This is a genomic window from Cryobacterium zhongshanensis (assembly GCF_022760445.1).
Taxonomy (GTDB): Bacteria; Actinomycetota; Actinomycetes; order Actinomycetales; family Microbacteriaceae; genus Cryobacterium; species Cryobacterium algoricola.
Genome location: NZ_JALGAR010000010.1, coordinates 59,514 through 77,797 on the forward strand (window position 1 = coordinate 59,514; position 18,284 = coordinate 77,797).

Below are 18,284 nucleotides of genomic sequence, written 5' to 3' on the forward strand. Positions count from 1 at the left end.
TGGTTCGGTGTGCTGGCTAGCGGGTGGTTCCGGCGATCTGGGGCAGGGCCCCGCCGGCTGCGGCATTGCGGTCCGGGCGGAAGTTGGAGAAGTCCACACCGGGGATGTTCTTGACGAGGTCGATCTCGTCCTCGATCTCGGCGGCTTCCCATTCCTCGGGGCCGACGAGGGGCAGCCGCACGCGGGGGCTCTTGATGCGCCCGAGGCCGTGCAGGATGTACTTGGCGGCGACGGTACCGGGCACGTGGGTCATCACGGCGCGCACGAGCGGCTCGAGCTGCTTGTGGGCGGCGGTGGCGGTCTTCAGGTCGCCGGCGTTGACGGCGTCGACCATCTGCCGGTACGGCGTCGCCGCGATGTTCGCCGTCACGCCGATCAGGCCGGTCGCGCCGATCGACAGGTGCGGGAGCACGTTCGGGTCGTCGCCGGAGAAATACATCAGGTCGGTCTGGTTGAGCACCCGGCTCACCTGGGCGAGGTCGCCCTTGGCGTCCTTGACCGCGAGGATGTTGGGGTGCTTCGCGGCGCGGAGCAGCGTCTCGTATGCGATCGCGACGCCGGTGCGGCCGGGGATGTCGTAGAGGATCACGGGCAGGTCGGTCGCGTCGGCGATCATCCGGAAATGGGTGAGAATTCCGGCCTGGGTGGGCTTGTTGTAGTACGGGGTGACGATCATGTTGCCGTCGGCGCCGGCCTTCTCGCTCTGCCGGGCGAGCTGCATCGCGTGCGCGGTCTCGTTCGAGCCGCCGCCCATGATGATTTTCGCGCGACCCGCCGCGACGTCCTTGCCGACCTCGACGAGGCGCAGCTTCTCCGCGTCGGTGAGGGTCGAGGTCTCCCCCGTGGTGCCGGTGACGACGATGCCGTCGGCTCCCGCCGTGATGACGTCGTCGATGTGCTTCGCCACGCCCGCCCAGTCGACCTCGCCGTCGGCGGTGAAGGGAGTTACCAGGGCGACGAGGACCTGGCCGAACGGATTCTCAGACATAGACACGTGGACAGGCTATCGCCTTGCCGACGTCCGGCGGCAGTCCCGGCGGCGTTAACCGGCCTTCCGGGCGCAGGACTCGTCGGGATGCCCGAAGATCAGCCAGTCCGGAAGGTCGCGGAGAAACGCCGCCCGGACCGCGGTGCTGCGGGCGAGCGTCCAGTCGACGCGCGCCCCGATCTCGGTCTCGTATTTCTCCCACTCGAACCAGTTGATCATGTGCAGCCTCGGGAATCTCGTCGCCGTGTCTGCCGAGAAGACCTGGCGCCACCACGCCTGCTTGATCGCCAGTTCCAGGGCCGGGTCTCCCCCGGACACGACGAGCGCGGCTGTCTCCGGGATGGCGACGGGCTTGCCGTGACCGTCGCCGTAGACGCCGTAGAAGTCGGGCGTGGCGGTCTCGTCTCCGGCGAGTCCGACGTAGGTTCCGGTGAGCTGAGCGGCGAACTTGCCGGGCTCCGGAAGCTCGTCCTCGCCCCAGGGGTACGCGGACCCCCAGTGGTACAGGGACATGCCGACCCAGTCCACCACGTCGTCCCCGGGGTAGTACGGCAGGTAGGGGTCGTCCCTGATCGTGAGCGTGCCGTCTCCGTCGGTGTCGAGGGCGGTGAAGTCGGCCGTTCCCGGCGTGGCCGCATACGCGCCGCCCGCGAAGGGATAGCCGCCGCCGTAGTTCGGCGCCCACATCATCGCGGAACCCGGGGCATCCCGCTTCACGGCGTCCGCGACCCTGCGGAAGGCCGCGACATATTCCGTGGGCTGCTGGCCCCACTCGTACCAGGACCCGTTCATCTCGTGGGCGAAGCGCACCACGACGGGCACGCCGCGGTTGTTCAGCGCGCCGAGGAGGGCGCCCAGGTCGTCGGCCACGGCAGGGGTGATGGCGGCGAGGCCCGCGCGCGGTTCGAGGGTGAGCAGGAGTTCGCCGCCGTTGGAGAGCACCTGTCCCGCTGCGGCCCCGACGTTGGCGCGGTCATCCGCACTCATCGGCAGGCCGGAGAAGGAGACGGCGACCGCGGGACGAAGGCCGGAACCGCTGAATTCGGCGAGGGTCTCGGCGCCCCAGTCCAGGTTGACCCCGAACAGAACGCCCGCGTGCGGCACCAGGTCGGCCGTCGCTGTGACCGCGCAGGAGACCGTCGGAGGCACGGAGTCCGGCGCCGCTGTGCAGCCGGCGAGGAGCGCTACGACGCTGACGACCGCGCCGAAAGCGGCGGACAGGCGGAGCGCGTGGGCGGGACGCGCCCGGGGGATGTAAGGCACGAATACCACCCTAACGGGGGGTACCGTCCGTCATCTCTCGTCACACGAAGATTCCCCGCTGAAGTACCGCGTAACGTCGAGCCCATGAACCCGCTCGGCGCCGCACTCGTCCTGGTCGCCCTCGTCGCGGTCGCGACCGCGCTCGGCCTCGTCTATCGCTCGCGCCAGGGAGTGATCCGCGACGTGGCCGACACCGAAGTGACCGTGCTGACCCCTGCGGATGTCGGCAGTCAGGTCCCCTTCGGCGCCGCGGCCACCCTCGTCCAGTTCTCCACGGAGCACTGTGCGCGCTGCCCCGGCACGAACCGGCTCCTGTCGGGCATCGCCGACGCGCGCACCGGAGTCACCCATCTCGACGTCGATCTCACCCATCGAGCCGACCTGGCCGCCCGCTTCGGAGTGCTGCAGACCCCGACCACCCTGATCCTCGACGGCTCCGGCCGGCTGCACGCCCGCGTCGGGGGTCCGCCGCACCGGACCGACGTCATCCGCCACCTCGACCAACTCGCCGGGCCCGCACCGGAGAGCCGCACCCCCTCATCGACCCTGTCAGGGAGCCCCCATGCCCAGTGATTCCCTCCCGAACTTCCCGAACCCGGCGAACCCGGCGAGCGCACCGACCCCGCGCACACGCAGACCGATCGATCCGCGGGGTCCGCGCTTCAGCGCCGCCATCACGGCCGTGCTCCTGCTTGTCGTGGTCTTCCTCGCCCTGACCGGGGCATCCGTCGCCGCCCTCTCCCTGCTCGCCGTTCTCGCCGCGCTCTTCGCCTGGGGCGCGTTCGCCGGCGTCGGGCGGCACCCGTACGGCTGGCTGTTCAAGCGATTCGTGCGCCCACGCCTCGCCGCGCCCGCCGAACTCGAGAACCCGGCACCGCCCACCTTCGCCCAGGGCGTCGGCCTGTTCGTCACCGCGGTCGGGGTCGTGCTCGGATTCCTCGGTCTCGCGCCCGCCGTCGGCGTCGCGGCGGCCCTCGCATTCGTCGCGGCCTTCCTCAACGCGGTCTTCGACTACTGCCTCGGCTGCCAGATGTACCTGCTCCTCGTGCGCGCCGGCCTGCTCGGCCGCTCCCCCGCCGCAGCCTGAGGCTCCTGGACCGGGCTCCCTGCCAACTCCCAGACTGACCCTGTCCCCGGGGGCGGATGCCCGGTTAGGCTGGGGGTTTCACACCCAGGAGGTAACACCATGGCACTGACCAGCGAAGCGTCAACCGTCTGGACCGGAGACCTGAAGTCCGGCCATGGCACCGTCTCACTCGACTCCTCCCACGCCGGAGAATTCCCGGTCACCTGGAAGGCCCGCAGTGTCGGGAGCCCGAACACCACCAACCCCGAGGAACTGCTCGGTGCCGCGCACGCCGCGTGCTTCTCGATGGCCCTCGCGAACGGGCTCGGCGCGGCCGGGCACACGCCGGAGAACATCCAGACGACCGCTGCCGTGACGTTCGAGGCCGGCGTCGGCATCGTCGGCAGCCACCTGCTCGTCAGTGCGAGCGTGCCCGGTCTCACCGAGGAGCAGTTCGCCGCGTTCGCCGAGGACGCGAAGGCGAACTGCCCTGTCTCGAAGGCCCTCGCCGGGATCCCCATCACGATCGAAGCGGAACTGGCCTAGGCGCCGGCACCCGATGCGCGTACTGATCGCCGGAGCCTCCGGGCTGATCGGCACCGAACTCGTCCGCCAGCTCGGCGAGGCCGGGCACACCGTCGCCCGGCTCGTGCGGCACCCGGCGGCCGGGCCGGACGAAGTCACCTGGGACCCCGCCGTCTTCGACATCGACCCCACGGCCCTCGACGGGGTCGACGCGGTCGTCAACCTCTCCGGCGCCTCGCTCGCCCGGCTGCCGTGGACGAACGGCTACCGCACCGAAATCCTGGCCTCCCGGACCCACGCGACCCGCACTCTCGTCGAAGCGATCCGGAGGAGTCCCACCCCGCCGGCCTTGTTGCTGAGCGGCTCGGCCGTCGGCGTGTACGGCAACCGGCCCGGCGAGATCCTCACCGAACGTTCGGCGCCCGGCGACGACTTCCTCGCCGCGGTCGTGGAGGCCTGGGAGGCCGAGGCCCTGCGCACGCCGGCGCCGACCCGCGTCGTCCTGCTTCGCACCGGACTCGTGATCGCGCGCGGCGGAGCGCTGAAACCCTTGCTTCCCCTGGTCAAACTCGGCCTCGGCGGTCCGCTCGGCCACGGCACCCAGCACTGGCCGTGGATCAGCCTGCACGACGAGGCCGCCGCGATCGTGCACCTGCTCGGCTCCACCCTCAGCGGCCCGGTCAACCTGGCCGGTCCGACTCCGGCCTCGGCGAACGACGTGATCCGGGCCGTGACGGTCGCACTGCACCGCCCCTTCTTCCTGCCAGTGCCCGAGTTCGCGCTCACACTCGCACTCCGCGACGCCGCCCGCCAGCTGCTCCTCGCCGACCAGCGGGTCAGCAGTGCCCTGCTACAGGGCGACGGCTTCGTGTTCCGGCACGGCACGGTCGCCGAAGCCGTCGACGCGATGCTCGCCGAGGGGTGACCCGGCTGGCGGGCCCCGCCGGGTGATGTCGCCGCTACATCACCCCCATCCGGGGGTGATTTTTTCTCGTTTTCCGCTACGCTGAGGCACGGGTCGCACCACAATCGCGGGAGGCCGTCGGGCTAGACGTCGGGGGTAGCGGGTGCAGGTCTCCAGAGCACGCGCCTCCCGATCCCCTGTGCGACGGGCGACCGCAGCGCTTGCCGTGGCTCTGGCGCTGGCACTTCCCCTGGCCCTGCCTGCCACGGCTGCACGCGCCGCCCCCACACCCTCGGCCACGGGCACGGCAACGGCGACACCGGAACCTGCGCCGACGCCCCCCGTGACGGCGACGCCTGCACCCGCGGCGGACGGCGCTCCCGTCAGCGTCGAGCCGGCCACCGGAGCATACTTCGGGTCGATCCTCGACTGGAGCAGTGACAGCCCTGCCGAGCAGGCGTCCCGCCTCGGCTCCCCGAGCGCCTTCTACGAGCACTCCGTGTCGATGCCGATGTCGGGCGCCGACACGGGCTACAGCACCCAATTCCTGCAGAAGACGAACGGTGCCGGTTCCCTCGCGTTGCTCACCATCCGCCCGACGGTGCCGCTGCCGTCGATCGACGCGGATGCCGCAGCCCGGCTCGTCGACGGAATCGCGGCCGCGCGGGGCACCGGCACCGCACCGTTGTACCTGCGCTTCGCGCCTGACATGAACAGCACCTGGGTGCCGTGGGGGCAGCAGCCCTCCGCATACCGCCAGGCCTTCGCGGCCGTCGCAGACGCCGTGCACCGCCGTCTGCCCGGCGCCGTGATGGTGTGGTCGCCGAACTGGGGCGGCGGGTATCCCTTCACCGGGACCCGGGCCGCAGATACCGACACGCTCCGCGAGCTCGACACCAACCGGGACGGCTCCGTCGACGGCGCCGACGACCCATACGCGCCCTACTTTCCCGGCGCCGTCGCCGACTGGGTCGGGCTCTCGGTCTATCACGACGACACCGCGGGCGGCGATGCGCGCAACACCGTTCCGCGCGACGGCGAGCTGGTCGCCCGCCTCGGCTCCCCCGCCGCGGATGCCGCCGGCGCGGATTCCGCCGGCGGCGACGGCTTCTTCGGCCGGTACTCGACGGCGACCGGCAAACCCTTCCTCCTCGAGACCGCGGCGTTCTACAGCCCCTCGGCGGGCGGCCCCGGCGAACTCGCGGTCAAGCAGAACTGGTGGCGCCAGGTCTTCGCCGCCGTCGCCGACCCGCGGTACGCCACGCTCAAGGCCGTGCTCTGGCAGGACACCACGGCGACCCGTGCGGTCGTCGGCGGCACCTTCGTCGACTGGAGTGTGACGCTCGGCGACAGCACCAGGGCCGCCTTCGCTACCGACCGCGCCGCGAGCGACCTCACGCTCGGCCCGCTGTTCGCGCCGACGACGAACGAGGCCGGAGCATCCGCCACCGGCCCGGGGCTGACCATCGGCGGCTGGTGGGCCTGGCTCGTGGCCGCGCTCGTCGTCGTCGCGGTCACGGTACTGTTCGCGCTCGCGGTCGCCCGGCGTGGCCGGCCCGGCAGACCCAGCCGACCCGGCAGATCCGGCAGACCCGGCCGGTCGGCGCCGAGCTACGACGGCCCCGCGAACCGGGACCTGCGCATCGACCTGATGCGCGGCCTCGCGATCGTCTTCGTCGTGGTCAACCACATCGGCCTGGCCTCCCTGTTCCAGGAAATCACCCAGGAGGCCATCGGAATCGTCTCCGGCGCCGAGCTGTTCGTGCTGTTCGCCGGCGTCGTGCTCGGCATGGTCTACCGGCCCAGGATCGCCACGAGCGGTATCGGCGAGGTGGTCATCCGAACCGGCCGGCGCGCCTGGAAGCTGTACTACACCGCCCTCGGCGTGGTGATCCTGATCTTCGCGGTGAGCCGGCTGCCCTTCGTCAACGCCGACTACCTCACGACATTCACCGACCAGGGCACCGGGGCGCGCGGCAGTTCGGCATCAGGCCACGTCTACGATCTCTACGCAAACGCCGGGCAGCTCCTGACCTACCCGGTGAACCCGCACATCCTCCTCGATCTGGCGCTCCTCCGACTCGGGCCGTGGCAGTTCAACGTGATGGGCCTCTACGTCGTGCTGCTCCTCGTCTGCCCGCTCGTGCTGTGGGCGCTGTCGAAGCGGTGGTGGGTGCCGGTGCTCGCGCTCAGCTGGGGTGTGTACGCGTTCAACACGCTCGCGGGGGTGCGCCTGTTCCCCTCCGAGTTCGAGGACTCGTTCCCGCTGCTGACCTGGCAGGTGCTCTTCGTCACGGGAATCGTTGCCGGGTACCACCGCCTGGCCCTGCTCCGCTGGTTCGCCTCGAGGTGGGGCCTCGTGGCCGCCGCAGTGATCGTGCTGCTCGCGACCGCGCTGATGCTGTTCTCCTGGAGCAACCCGTATCTCCCGAGCGCATACTCGGTTCGGCTCGGACTCGTGCCTGACGCGTTCTTCCGGTCGGTCTACGGCGCGTACTTCGGACGCACCAACCTCGAGCCCGGTCGCCTGCTCAACGTGATGCTCGTCGTCGTCAGCTTCTACGCCCTGGTCAGCGCATACTGGCGCCCGATCCGGCGGGCCATCGGCTGGTTCCTCATCCCGCTCGGGCAGGCGACCCTCTACGTCTTCATCATGCACGTGTTCTTCGCCCTGATCGCGGCCAACATCCCGGCGCTCCAGGACGGGAACGTGTTGCTGAACACCGGCGCATACGTCGTCATCCTCGCGCTGCTCTGGGTGATGGTCAGGACGAAATTCCTGTTCCGGATCGTGCCGCGATGAGAGGGGACCACTCATGAGCCGGATGCTGACCCTGCGGATCGTGGTCGTGCTCACCCTCGCGCTCGGCATCAACTACGTGGCCTGGCGCTGGCTGTTCTCGCTCAACTGGGACGCGTGGTGGATTGCCGTGGCCCTCGTCGCCGCCGAAACGTACAGCCTGATCGACGTCACCCTCTTCGGCATGATGATGTGGCGCGCCTACACCCGGCCCGCGCCGCCTGCGCCGGCCGCGGACGCGACCGTCGACGTGCTCATCGCCACCTATAACGAGCCGATCGACCTCGTGATGACGACCGCACTCGCCGCGCGGGAGATCACCTTCCCGCACCGCACCTGGGTGCTCGACGATGGCGCCCGGCCGGAGCTCGCGGCGGCAGCGGCAGCAGCGGGCATCGACTACCTCTCCCGGGGAACCGAATGGATCGACCGGCCTCGCCACGCGAAGGCCGGAAACGTCAACAACGCGCTGATGGAGACCCAGGGCGAATTCCTGCTCATCCTCGACGCCGACCAGATCCCCCGGCCGGAGATCCTCGACCACACCCTGGGCTATTTCACCGACGACAAGGTCGCACTCGTGCAGACCCCGCAGGTCTTCAGCAACGTCACGATCGAGGACCCGCTCGGCAGCCAGGCCCCCCTGTTCTACGGCCCGATCCAGCAGGGCAAGGACGGCTGGAACGCCGCCTTCTTCTGCGGATCGAATGCCGTGCTGCGGCGCGAGGCCCTCATGCACCTCGGCATTCTCGGGTACGTGCGCGAAGTGGAGAGTTCCGTGCGCACCGCGCTCCGCGACGCGAGCCGGGTGGTGCGGGGTGCCCGTCGGCATCCGGCCGCCCGCACGCCCGCGGTCGCGCACGCCCTCACGGAAGTCGCCGCCGCGATCCGGCAGGCGCGTGCCGCGATCCGCCACGACGAGCCGCTCGCAGAGGTCACGTTCGCGTTGCACGAGCGGGTGGATGCCGCAGCCGCGGGCATTGTGGTCGGCGAGGTGACCTCGCTCGCGGACGACCTGCGCGCGATCGGCGAGTTGGGCGGCGGACCGGAATCGCCGTACCTCCTCGACGTCGACGAGACGATCGCGAGGCTGGCGACCCGCGAGCTTTCACCGTTCAAGGCCCTCGAGGCCGTGCGCGCCGCCCTCGACACGATCGCGATCGACCGCGGCCACGAGGCCCAGCCGGTGATGCCGCTCGCCACCATCTCGGTCACCGAGGACATGGCCACGTCGATGCGGCTGCACGGCCTCGGCTGGAAGAGCGTCTACCACAACGAGCTCCTCGCGGACGGGCTCGCCCCCGAGGACGTCGGTACGATGCTCACGCAGCGGCTGCGCTGGGGCCAGGGCACCATGCAGGTCTTCCTGCGGGAGAACCCATTGCTGCAGTGGAAGATGAGCGTGCCGCAGCGCCTGATGTACTTCGCCACGATGTGGAGCTACCTCTCCGGGTATGCGGCGGTCGTCTACTTCGCGGCGCCCGTCGTGTTCCTCGTCTTCGGGATCCTGCCGGTGTCCACCAACGCCTGGGACTTCTTCCTGCGGTTCATCCCGTTCATGGTCGCCAACCAGCTCCTGTTCTTCGTCGCCGCGCGCGGCATCCCCACCTGGCGGGGCCAGCAGTACAGCCTCGCCCTGTTCCCGGTGTGGATCGAGGCCTGCACCACCGCCTTCAACAACGTCGTGCTCGGCATTCCGCTCAACTTCGCCGTCACGCCGAAGACCAGGCAGGCCCACACCGGACCGCAGTGGCATCTGATCAAGCCACAGCTCACGGTGATGGTGCTGCTCGTCGTCGCGATCATCGTCGGCTGTGTGCGCCTGTTCGTCAACGGCGCGGAACCGATCGGCACCGGGGTCAACATCTTCTGGGCCGTCTACGACCTTGTCGTCCTGAGCGTGTTGTTCAAGGCGGCCACCTATCGAGGCTTCACCCCTGAGGCCGCAGAAGAGGAGCACCCAGACCAATGAATTTCCGGACTGAAACGATAGCCGGCGACGTGGCGGCCATTCGCGCGGACGGCCGACTCAACATGGTCTCCGCACCGCTGTTGCGGCAGGTGGTGTCCGACGCGATCACCGCGGGGAGCGTGCGGATCGTCGTCGACCTGAGTGGGGTCGATTTCATGGATTCGTCCGGGCTCGGAGCCCTGATCGGCGGCCTGAAGGTCGCCAGGCAGGCCGGTGGGGATCTCCGCATCGCCGGCGCGACGCCGCAGGTCGCGCTCGTCTTCGAACTGACCCATCTCGACCGCATCCTGCAGAACCACGCGACCGCCGAGACCGCATACCGTGACTGACTCCGACCCGACCCTGGCGCTCAGCACCCCGCCCGACGACATCGACACCGTGCAGGACTACGTGCAGCGCGTGCTCGAGCCCCACACCGACATCGTCGGCATCGACCGGATCTCGTTCGAAACCGCGCTCGTCGAGCTGGCGTCCAACGTCATCCAGCACGCCGCCGCGGGAACCGGCATCACGTGCGTGCTGTCGATCCACGCCGACGACCACGAGCTCAGTGCCCGGATCAGCGACTCCGGGGCGGCAGGGGCGGTCATCCTCAGCGCACCTTCGTTCCCGGACGACCTCGCGGAGTCGGGCAGGGGGCTCGCGCTCATCGAGATGCTCGTCGACTCCGTGCACTTCGAACGGGTCGCCGGCCGCAACGTCTGGACGATCTCCCGCGCCCGGCATCCGCTGCCCTGACGACTTCGACGGAGTTGTCGGGGAGGGTCAGGCGGCGGCGCGCTCGAGGGTGATCGCGGTGCGGATGGCGCCGCGGGCGCGTTTCCGGTCGCCGGCGGCGTCGTACGCAAGGCCCAGCCGGAACCAGGCCTTCCAGTCCTCCGGTGCCGCGTCGACCGCGTCCCGGTACTGCGGGAAGTCCGCGTCGGCCGCGTCCCTGACCGGGCGCCCGCTCGCGCGGATCGGCAGGGTCTCGACGGGAAGCTCGCCGCTCGCTTCGAGCAGGCGTACGAGCCGGGCCGAGCGCGTGCCGAAGGTGAGTTCGAGCACGAGCGCCCAGACCCCGATCACGGGCAGGATGAGCAGGGCGACGCCGATCGCGATGCCGACCGGCTCGCCGCTCTGCAGGAAGAGCACCGCACGCCAGCCGACGAGCACCAGGTAGAACGCGAGCAGGATCGCCATCACGCCTGCGCCGATGCGGCCTTTCATTCGAAGACCTCGGAGTCGGCGTCGATCTCGGGGATGCTGTCGAAGTCGTTCGGCTCCGCCGCGACCGCGACGATGGCCGCCGGCGGGGTGGGGGGCGTGCCGAGGCCGAGGTCGACGACCTGGTCGAGGCCGACGGTCACGCCGACGGCGGTGCGGGTCGCGTCGAGGGCGAGCAGGATGCCGCGCTTGTACGCGTTGGCAGAGAGAGTGTTGTGGGAGATCGTGACGGTTTCCCCCGCTCCGCCGAAGATGACGTCCTGCCGGGCGAGCACGCCGTCGAGGCGCAGGCTGTGCACGGGCACGCTCGACACCTGCTGGCCGCGGGCGCGCTGGTCGTTGTGCGGTGCTGAGACCGGGCCGAGCTCCGTGCGTGCGAGACCGATGAGTTCGGCGGTGCGGACCGCCGTCCCCGAGGGAGAGTCGACTTTGGCGGCCTGGTGCGTCTCGACAATCTCGATCGAGTCGAAGAGCCGGGCGAGCATGGCGGAGACGGCGGTCGCGACGACGGAACCGATCGAGAAGTTCGGCACGATCACGACGCCGGTGTCCTCCCGGCCGCGGATCCGTCGCTCGAGCGTCGTGATGCGGGTTTGGGACCAGCCGGACGTGCCGACGAGCACCCGGATGCCGTTGTCGACGGCGAAGTCGACCACGCTCTGGCTCACACCCGGCAGGGTGACGTCGACGACGACATCCGCCCCGAGCATGTCGGACAGCGGGCTGCGCGAGTCCAGGCCGGCGTGCAGCCGGTATCCCTCGCTCTGGTCGACGAGCTCGCTGATCAGACGGCCCATCGTGCCCGTAACGCCGACGATGGCCACCCGTGTTGTCATACGACCAATCTAGCAACTGGCCGTCCGGCAGACCGGCAGTCCGACATTCCGGCAGTCCGGAATCCCGGCCCCGCACGACGCGGCGGGAACTGGGCGAGGAGACCTCCCCGACGTAGCCTTGTGTCATGCCAGAGTCCCCGACAGCACCCGATCCCGTTTTCCGCGAGGTGTCCGTGACGGATGCCGGTTCCCTCGCCCTCCTGACGGCCTACTTCAGCGATCGGCAGTCGAGCTTTCCCGTCGAGCAGGGTGCCTACCGCACGACCTTCCCGGTGGCCGGGGACTTCCTTCCGCCGCACGGTGTCTTCCTGCTCGTCGGCGAACCGAGCGGCACCCCGGAGCAGGCCTGGGTCGGGTGCGGCGGCATCCGTCGGATCGGGGACACCGCCGAAGGCGCCCGCTACGAGGTCAAGCACCTCTGGTTGCAGCCGGGAACCCGCGGGAGGGGCTGGGGCCGGGCGCTGCTCGCCGAACTCGAGCGGCGGGCGCGAGCGTTCGGGGCCGTCGAGCTCGTGCTCGACACGAACGCGAGCCTGCGGGCCGCCGGTGCGCTCTACCGGAGCGCGGGCTTCGAGGACTGCCCGCCGTACAACGACAACCCGAACGCGACCAACTGGTACCGGAAGAGCCTCGCTCGCGACTAATGCCGGGCCACCTTCGCTCGTGGCGGTAACGCACGCACGTGCGAGTTCACGAATGCTCGTGCCGGGCTACCTACGCTCGTGCGCGTTCTCGCTCGCTAGTACAGCAGCGGGTCCGGCAGTCCGGTGCGCATCTCGACCGGCAGGTGCCCGGTGTCGTTATGGGTGACGAGCGTCCAGGGGCGACCCGGCTTCTGCAGCATCACGGTGAGGCCGCAGTTGGCCTGGTTGATGCTGATCCAGCGCCAGTCCGGGGCTCCCAGCACCGCTCGCACGAACCAGCCGATGACGAAGTTGTGCGTGATCAGCAGTTCGTGGCGTTCGCCCCTGCGGGGCTGCAGGAACTCCGCGACGGCGTCGTCCATCTGGGCGCGGCCGGCCTCGATCTCCTCCTCGGTGACCGCCCCAAAGAACGGGGCGTATGCGGCGGGCGTCTCCGGCGCCATCCCGGTCGGGATGCAGTCGAACAGCAGCGGGGAGGGGACCGGGGTGAGCGAGGGCAGCCGCCCCGCGATGATCTCCGCGGTCTCGGCCGCGCGCTGCAGGGGCGAGTGCCAGGCGTCGGTGAACGGTACGCCGCCGAGGCGTTCCGCGATCAGCTGCGCCTGCCGTTTGCCGCGCGCCGAGAGCGGCCCGTCGGGCAGGCCGTGTTCGGCATCCTGTTGCTCGCCGTGGCGAACCAGGTAGATGTAGTGGGGCAACGGGATCTCTTTCGATTCGGGGCGTTCGGCCGGACGGCCGGGCGGTACAGGGCCAGGCGGCCCGTGGGGTCAGGGCCGGGAAGAGGCAGGCACGATTCCCGCGAAGACGTCGTCGTCGAGCGCACCGACGGCGGCGATGGAGAGCGGGCCGGCTGCGAGTTCGACGGCGAGGGCCTGCACGTCGTCCGCGGTGACCAGGGCGAGGCGGCGCAGCGCCTCGTCGAGGTCGACGAACTCACCGAGGGTGATCTCGGCGCGGCCGAGCCGGGACATCCGGGTGTCCGAGTCTTCGAGGGCCAGCGAGGAGGCCCCGGAGAGCTGTCCGGAGGCGCGTTTCATCTCGTCGGCGGTGACGCCGTGCTCGGCGAGCCGGTGCAGTTCGCTCAGGAGCAGTTCGGCGACCTGGCCGGCCTTCGCCGGGGTGCAGCCGGCGTACATGCCGAAGAGGCCCGCGTCGGAGTAGCCCGGGGCGAAGGAATAGACGGAGTACGCGAGCCCGCGCTTCTCGCGCACCTCCTGGAAGAGCCTTGACGACATGCCGCCGCCGAAGATGGAGGTCAGCACGCTCATTGTGACGCGGCGCTCGTCGGTCGCGAGGAGCCCGGGGAACCCGAGCAGCAGGTTCGCCTGCTCGAGGGGGCGCCGCACGACCGTGACCGCGTTGCCCTGGTGGATCTCGGCGGGGTGCCCGTTGCGTCGTCCGACCGGGGCGGCGTGTTCGCCCAGGTCCCAGCCTGCGGCGTAGAGCGCCCGGGTCACATCGGCGACGAGTACGTCGTGGTCGACGGCGCCCGCGACGGTGACGACGAGGTCTTGCGGGCGGTAGTTGGCCCGGTAGTGCGCGAGCACGGCTTCTGGCGTGGCCGCCTTGATCGTGTCGGGGTTGCCGCCGATCGGGCGCCCGAGCGGATGCTTACCCATCACGGCCTCGAAGAAGCGCTCGTTCGCGACATCCGCCGGATCATCGTCGGCCATGGCGAGTTCCTCGAGGATGACGCCGCGTTCGGTCTCGAATTCGACGGGGTCGATCGTGGACGAGGTGAGCATGTCGGTGAGTACCTCGACGGCCATCGGCAGGTCGCGGTCGCGCACCTTGGCGTAGTAGCAGGTGTATTCCTTCGCGGTCATCGCGTTGTGCTCACCGCCGACGGAATCGAAGGCGATCGCGATGTCGAGGGCGCTGCGCGTGGCCGTGCCCTTGAAGAGCAGGTGCTCGAGGAAGTGGGTGGAGCCGAAGTGCCCGGGCTTTTCATCGCGGGAACCGACCGCGACCCAGTAGCCGATCGTGAGGCTCCGGCTGCCGGGGACGTGCTCACTGAGGATGCGGACACCGCTCGGGAGGACCGTGCGGCGCACCACGGATTCGCCGGCGGCCCGGAAGGACAACTCGGCGAGAGTGAGAGGAAATTCAACGGCGCTGTTCATGACACCACCACCCTACGTCACGGCACCGACGGGATCGGGGTGCCCCGCGGAACCGGATCCGAACGGTGGGCGGCGCCGGCGTCAGCGGGCGGCAGCGAGCCGGGACACCCGTTCGAGGTCGACCATGTCGCCGCGCGTCAGCCGGATTCCGGCCGCCGCGATGAGGGAATCGACCTGGTCCGGCTGGCTCGCCCCTGCGACGGGCGCCGCCACCCCGGCCTGGGCGAGGAGCCAGGCGAGCGCGATCGATGCGGCCCCGGTGTCGTGCTCTGCGGCGATCCGGTCAACCACGCCGAGGACCCGCAGCCCGGGCCTGCCGAGGTGCTTCGCGGCGCGGGCATCCCTCGTCGTGCTGTGCAGGTCGGCCTTGGAACGGTACCGGCCGGCCAGGAAGCCGTGCGCGAGGGAGAAGTATGGCAGCACCGCGAGGCCCTGGGCCCGGGTGACGAGGGACAGCGAGGACTCGAAGCCGGCGCGCTGCAACAGGCTGTACTCGGTCTGCAGGGCGACGAAGCGCGGCAGGCCGTTCGCGGCAAGGATGCGCGCCTCCATCAGGCGCTCCCCAGAGAAGTTCGACGCGGCAAGGTACCGCACCTGGCCGCTGCGCATCAGCACGTCGACGGCGCCGAGGCTCTCCTCGAGCGGCACGGTCGGATCGTCGAAGTGGAAGTGCAGCAGGTCGATGTAGTCGGTGCCCAGCCGGTCGAGGGACGCCTGGACGGCGCCGATGATGCTCCGGGAGGACAACCCGGGATTGTCCCGGTTCTTGCCGATCTTGGTGGCGATGACGGTGCTGTCGCGTGCCTTGCGGGAGCGCAGCCAGGACCCGATGATCACTTCGCTCCGCCCCGAGGTGTAGCTGTCCGCGGTGTCGAGGAAGTTGCCGCCGAGCGCGTGGTGCCGGTCGAGGATGCGGTGGCTCGTCTCGCCGTCCGCCGTCCAGCCGAAGACGCTCGAGCCGAGGGCGACCGGGTGCACGGAGAGGTCGGTGTCTGCGATGGTGCGCCGGGCGCCGACGAGCGGGAGGCGCCCGTCCGGCTGGACCGGGATCGACACGGAGATCGGCGGCGGCCCCTGGAGCGGGCGACCGGTGACGTGGGCAGAGGCCAGGTGTTGGGTGCGCTCGGAATCCTGAATGCCTGACTGGGTCATCCGTCACTCCCTACTGCTACCTGCTACCTACTGGGTGTTGCCCCAAAGCTGAGAGTAACCCGCGAAACGGCAGACGGAAAGGACACGCCCGAACCGTTATCAAAACGGATGCTGGGTATTCCCCGCGAGCTCGCCGCGCCACGCCGGATAGAGTTGTACGGGAACGATTCCGGTTGCGGCCTTCTGAGGCAGGCGTGAGCCCGAACGAATCAGCCGCGAAAGAAGGATCCATGACGCAGCCCACCACCGGCGTGCCGACGACAGGTGCACCGACGACCGCACTGGTGGCCGAGGCGCGCAGGCGCCGCACCTTCGCGGTGATCAGCCACCCCGATGCGGGAAAGTCGACTCTCACCGAGGCGCTTCTCCTGCACGCCCACGCCATCACGACCGCGGGCGCGACCCACGGCAAGGCGGGCCGCCGCGGCACAGTGAGTGACTGGATGGCGATGGAGCAGGCCCGCGGCATCTCGGTGACGAGCGCCGCGATCCAGTTCGAGTATCGCGACAGCGTGATCAACCTCGTCGACACCCCCGGCCACGCTGACTTCTCCGAAGACACCTACCGGGTCCTGTCTGCCGTCGACGCCGCCGTGATGCTCGTCGACGCGAGCAAGGGCCTTGAGGTGCAGACCATGAAGCTATTCGACGTGTGCCGGCAACGCAACCTGCCCGTGATCACCGTGATCAACAAGTGGGACCGGCCCGGGCTCGACGCTCTCGCCCTGATGGACGAGATCCGCACTCGCACCGGACTGCTCCCGACGCCGCTGACCTGGCCGGTCGGTATCGCCGGGGACTTCCGCGGGGTCATCGACCGTTCCACCGAGGAGTTCATCCGCTTCACCCGCACGGCGGGCGGCGCGACCGCCGCCGACAGCGACCGGGTTCCGTTCGATGTGGCGGCCGCCGAGGAAGGCGAGGCCTGGGTCACTGCGACCGAGGAATCCGAGCTTCTCGGCGAGGAGGACCAGGATCACGACGAGGCCAGGTTCCTCGCCAACCAGACCACGCCGGTGCTGTTCGCCGCCGCCGTGCTCAACTTCGGCGTGCAGCACATCCTCGACACCCTCGTGGACTTCGCCCCGGCGGCGGAAGCCCGTGTCGACGCGGCCGGCGGGCACCGCCCGGTCGCCTCGCCGTTCTCCGGCTTCGTGTTCAAGGTGCAGTCGGGCATGAACGCCTCGCACCGGGACTACGTCGCGTTCGTGCGGGTCTGCTCCGGCCAGTTCCGCCGCGGAATGATCGTCACCCATGCCGCGACCGGCCGGCCCTTCGCAACCAAGTACGCCCAGCACCTCTTCGGTCGCGAACGGGAAGTGGCCGACGAGGCCTGGCCCGGCGATATTGTCGGGCTCGTCAACGCTTCGGCACTCCGCGTCGGCGACTCCATTTTCGAGAGTGAACCCGTCGAGTTCCCGCCGCTGCCGATGTTCGCACCCGAGCACTTCCGTGCCGTGCGTTCCGCAGACAGCAGCAAGCACAAGCAGTTCCGGCGCGGCATCGACCAGCTCGACCACGAGGGCGTCATCCAGGTGCTCCGGAGCGACCTGCGCGGCGACCAGGCCCCGGTGCTCGGCGCCGTCGGCCCGATGCAGTTCGAGGTCGTCGAGGAGCGCATGACGCACGACTTCGGCGCCGCGATCCGTTCCGAGGCACTCCCGTACCAGATCGCACGTCGCACCAACCGGGAGAGCGCCGAGATCCTCGGCCACGACCGGCAGGTCGAGGTACTGATGCGATCCGACGGCACCCTTCTCGCCCTCTTCAGCACACCGTGGCGGCTCCGCAACACGGTTCGCGACCACCCCGAGCTGATGCTCGAGGACCTCACGGCCGGCGCCCTGGAGCCGACACCCGCCGCCTAGCCCTCCGAAAGCACCGCAGCCCAAACGCAGTGCGAACCACAAGAAGCGTCGTCCGCACGGGCACTGGTCACAAGCAGCTTGTTTGGGCCCGACCCCATCGACGTTCGACGAGACGCTCTCTTCCTCGTGACGCTTAGAAGGGAGACTGGTTATCGGGGTCTTTGGGTTCGGGGTCGAGGTTCCAGACGTCGACGACGGGGGCCGGGGGTCTGGGTGCGGGTTTGGGATGTTTGGGTGGTCTCATGTCGGCTGAGGGTTCCACGATGTAGCGGTATCCGGCCGGGGAGGTCCACTCGATACGGCCGTCGCCGAGGTGCCGGGGTGTCCATCTCGTGTAGCTCTTCACCGCGTGGTGATACGGACACAGGTGGGCGAGGTTCATCGCGTCGGTCTGCCCGCCGTGTTGCCATTCGACGCTGTGGTCCACGTCGGAGCGTTTCGCCGAGCGGCGGCAGCCGGGGAAGGTGCAGGTTTCATCCCGCACCTCCAGCCACTTCTTGAGCGCGGCCGGGACCTTGTAGGTGTCGCGTCCCATGGAGAGCACGACCCCGGTCTCGGGGTGGGTGAGCAGCCGGGTGAAACTCGGCGCCCCCGCCGCGAGCCGCCGCGCGGTGTCCGGGTCGATCGGCCCGTACCCGGCCAGATACCCGGGTTCTTCACTCTTCCCCAGCAAGGTGAGAACCGGGACGGTGACATTCACCTGCGCGGCCACCCCTGTGCCGGTCCCGTCCGGAGTGACCCCGCCGATCAACATATCCGTGAGTACGTCCGCGGCGAGCTGGGTGAGCGTGCGGTTCTCGTCCGGACCTTGCAGGGTGAGGGCGGTGTCGAGGGTGCGGTGGTAGGCGGCCTGAATCTTCTCGGCGTCGCCGGTCACGTAGAGGGACGCCATGCTGTCGTTGAGGGCCTGGAACACTACGTGTCGGTCTTCGACGCT

The 18,284-nt window shown here is 69.8% G+C and carries 18 protein-coding genes; 10 read left to right on the plus strand and 8 right to left on the minus strand.

Annotated features, from left to right (window positions below):
• Positions 1–16: 16 nt before the first annotated feature.
• Positions 17–994 carry a 4-hydroxy-tetrahydrodipicolinate synthase gene (dapA, locus tag MQH31_RS20215; RefSeq protein ID WP_243013548.1) on the minus strand — a complete coding sequence of 326 codons (978 nt, stop codon included), beginning with the start codon at positions 992–994 and terminating at the stop codon, positions 17–19.
• A 48-nt stretch (positions 995–1,042) separates the two neighbouring features.
• On the minus strand, positions 1,043–2,251 hold the full coding sequence (locus tag MQH31_RS20220) for a glycoside hydrolase family 26 protein (RefSeq protein ID WP_243013549.1): 1,209 nt from the start codon (positions 2,249–2,251) through the stop codon (positions 1,043–1,045).
• Between the two features lie 84 nt (positions 2,252–2,335).
• Between MQH31_RS20220 and MQH31_RS20225 the strand changes: the two genes are divergently transcribed.
• From MQH31_RS20225 to MQH31_RS20260, 8 genes are all read left to right on the plus strand, one after another.
• Positions 2,336–2,824, plus strand: coding sequence for a TlpA family protein disulfide reductase (locus MQH31_RS20225; protein ID WP_243013550.1), 489 nt, complete (start codon positions 2,336–2,338; stop codon positions 2,822–2,824).
• Complete coding sequence (locus tag MQH31_RS20230; protein WP_243013551.1) at positions 2,814–3,338, plus strand: DUF4395 domain-containing protein; 525 nt, start codon at positions 2,814–2,816, stop codon at positions 3,336–3,338. The genes MQH31_RS20225 and MQH31_RS20230 overlap by 11 nt, the downstream gene beginning before the upstream one ends.
• Positions 3,339–3,437: 99 nt before the next feature.
• Entirely contained in the window at positions 3,438–3,863 is a 426-nt protein-coding gene (locus tag MQH31_RS20235) for an OsmC family peroxiredoxin (protein WP_134446935.1), read from the plus strand.
• Between the two features lie 13 nt (positions 3,864–3,876).
• Complete coding sequence (locus MQH31_RS20240; protein WP_243013552.1) at positions 3,877–4,767, plus strand: TIGR01777 family oxidoreductase; 891 nt, start codon at positions 3,877–3,879, stop codon at positions 4,765–4,767.
• 205 nt (positions 4,768–4,972) lie between these two features.
• On the plus strand, positions 4,973–7,549 hold the full coding sequence (locus MQH31_RS20245) for an OpgC family protein (protein ID WP_243013553.1): 2,577 nt from the start codon (positions 4,973–4,975) through the stop codon (positions 7,547–7,549).
• A gap of 13 nt (positions 7,550–7,562) precedes the next feature.
• Entirely contained in the window at positions 7,563–9,518 is a 1,956-nt protein-coding gene (locus MQH31_RS20250) for a glycosyltransferase (RefSeq protein ID WP_243013554.1), read from the plus strand.
• The gene (locus tag MQH31_RS20255; RefSeq protein ID WP_243013555.1) at positions 9,515–9,847 is read left to right on the plus strand and encodes an STAS domain-containing protein; all 333 of its coding nucleotides are present in this window, start codon (positions 9,515–9,517) and stop codon (positions 9,845–9,847) included. Before MQH31_RS20250 ends, MQH31_RS20255 begins: the two co-directional genes overlap by 4 nt.
• Positions 9,840–10,256 (plus strand): ATP-binding protein, encoded by a 417-nt coding sequence (locus tag MQH31_RS20260; protein ID WP_243013556.1) that lies wholly within the window; start codon positions 9,840–9,842, stop codon positions 10,254–10,256. The genes MQH31_RS20255 and MQH31_RS20260 overlap by 8 nt, the downstream gene beginning before the upstream one ends.
• Before the next feature lie 27 nt (positions 10,257–10,283).
• Here MQH31_RS20260 and MQH31_RS20265 read toward each other — a convergent pair whose 3' ends face one another.
• Positions 10,284–10,727: a tetratricopeptide repeat protein gene (locus tag MQH31_RS20265; RefSeq protein WP_243013557.1), complete on the minus strand. Its 444-nt coding sequence runs from the start codon at positions 10,725–10,727 to the stop codon at positions 10,284–10,286.
• Positions 10,724–11,560, minus strand: coding sequence for a 4-hydroxy-tetrahydrodipicolinate reductase (gene dapB / locus MQH31_RS20270; RefSeq protein WP_243013558.1), 837 nt, complete (start codon positions 11,558–11,560; stop codon positions 10,724–10,726). The genes MQH31_RS20265 and dapB overlap by 4 nt, the downstream gene beginning before the upstream one ends.
• A 125-nt stretch (positions 11,561–11,685) precedes the next feature.
• On the opposite strand from dapB, the gene MQH31_RS20275 reads away from it, so the two are divergent.
• Complete coding sequence (locus MQH31_RS20275) at positions 11,686–12,204, plus strand: GNAT family N-acetyltransferase (RefSeq protein ID WP_243013559.1); 519 nt, start codon at positions 11,686–11,688, stop codon at positions 12,202–12,204.
• 95 nt (positions 12,205–12,299) lie between these two features.
• Here MQH31_RS20275 and MQH31_RS20280 read toward each other — a convergent pair whose 3' ends face one another.
• The 3 genes from MQH31_RS20280 to MQH31_RS20290 all read right to left on the minus strand — a co-directional run bounded on the left by MQH31_RS20280 (position 12,300) and on the right by MQH31_RS20290 (position 15,479).
• Positions 12,300–12,902, minus strand: coding sequence for a histidine phosphatase family protein (locus tag MQH31_RS20280; RefSeq protein ID WP_134534948.1), 603 nt, complete (start codon positions 12,900–12,902; stop codon positions 12,300–12,302).
• A 69-nt stretch (positions 12,903–12,971) separates the two neighbouring features.
• Positions 12,972–14,327, minus strand: a complete 1,356-nt coding sequence (locus MQH31_RS20285) for a M16 family metallopeptidase (protein WP_243013560.1) — start codon at positions 14,325–14,327, stop codon at positions 12,972–12,974.
• A gap of 81 nt (positions 14,328–14,408) precedes the next feature.
• Positions 14,409–15,479, minus strand: coding sequence for an aldo/keto reductase (locus MQH31_RS20290; RefSeq protein ID WP_134534950.1), 1,071 nt, complete (start codon positions 15,477–15,479; stop codon positions 14,409–14,411).
• 230 nt (positions 15,480–15,709) lie between these two features.
• Here MQH31_RS20290 and MQH31_RS20295 point away from each other — a divergent pair, with 230 nt between their 5' ends.
• A complete protein-coding gene (locus tag MQH31_RS20295; protein WP_134534951.1) occupies positions 15,710–17,347 on the plus strand; it encodes a peptide chain release factor 3 in 1,638 nt (545 codons plus the stop codon).
• A gap of 133 nt (positions 17,348–17,480) precedes the next feature.
• Here the strand turns inward: MQH31_RS20295 and MQH31_RS20300 are convergent.
• A partial coding sequence (locus tag MQH31_RS20300; protein WP_243013561.1) for an HNH endonuclease signature motif containing protein occupies positions 17,481–18,284 on the minus strand: 804 nt, incomplete at its 5' end.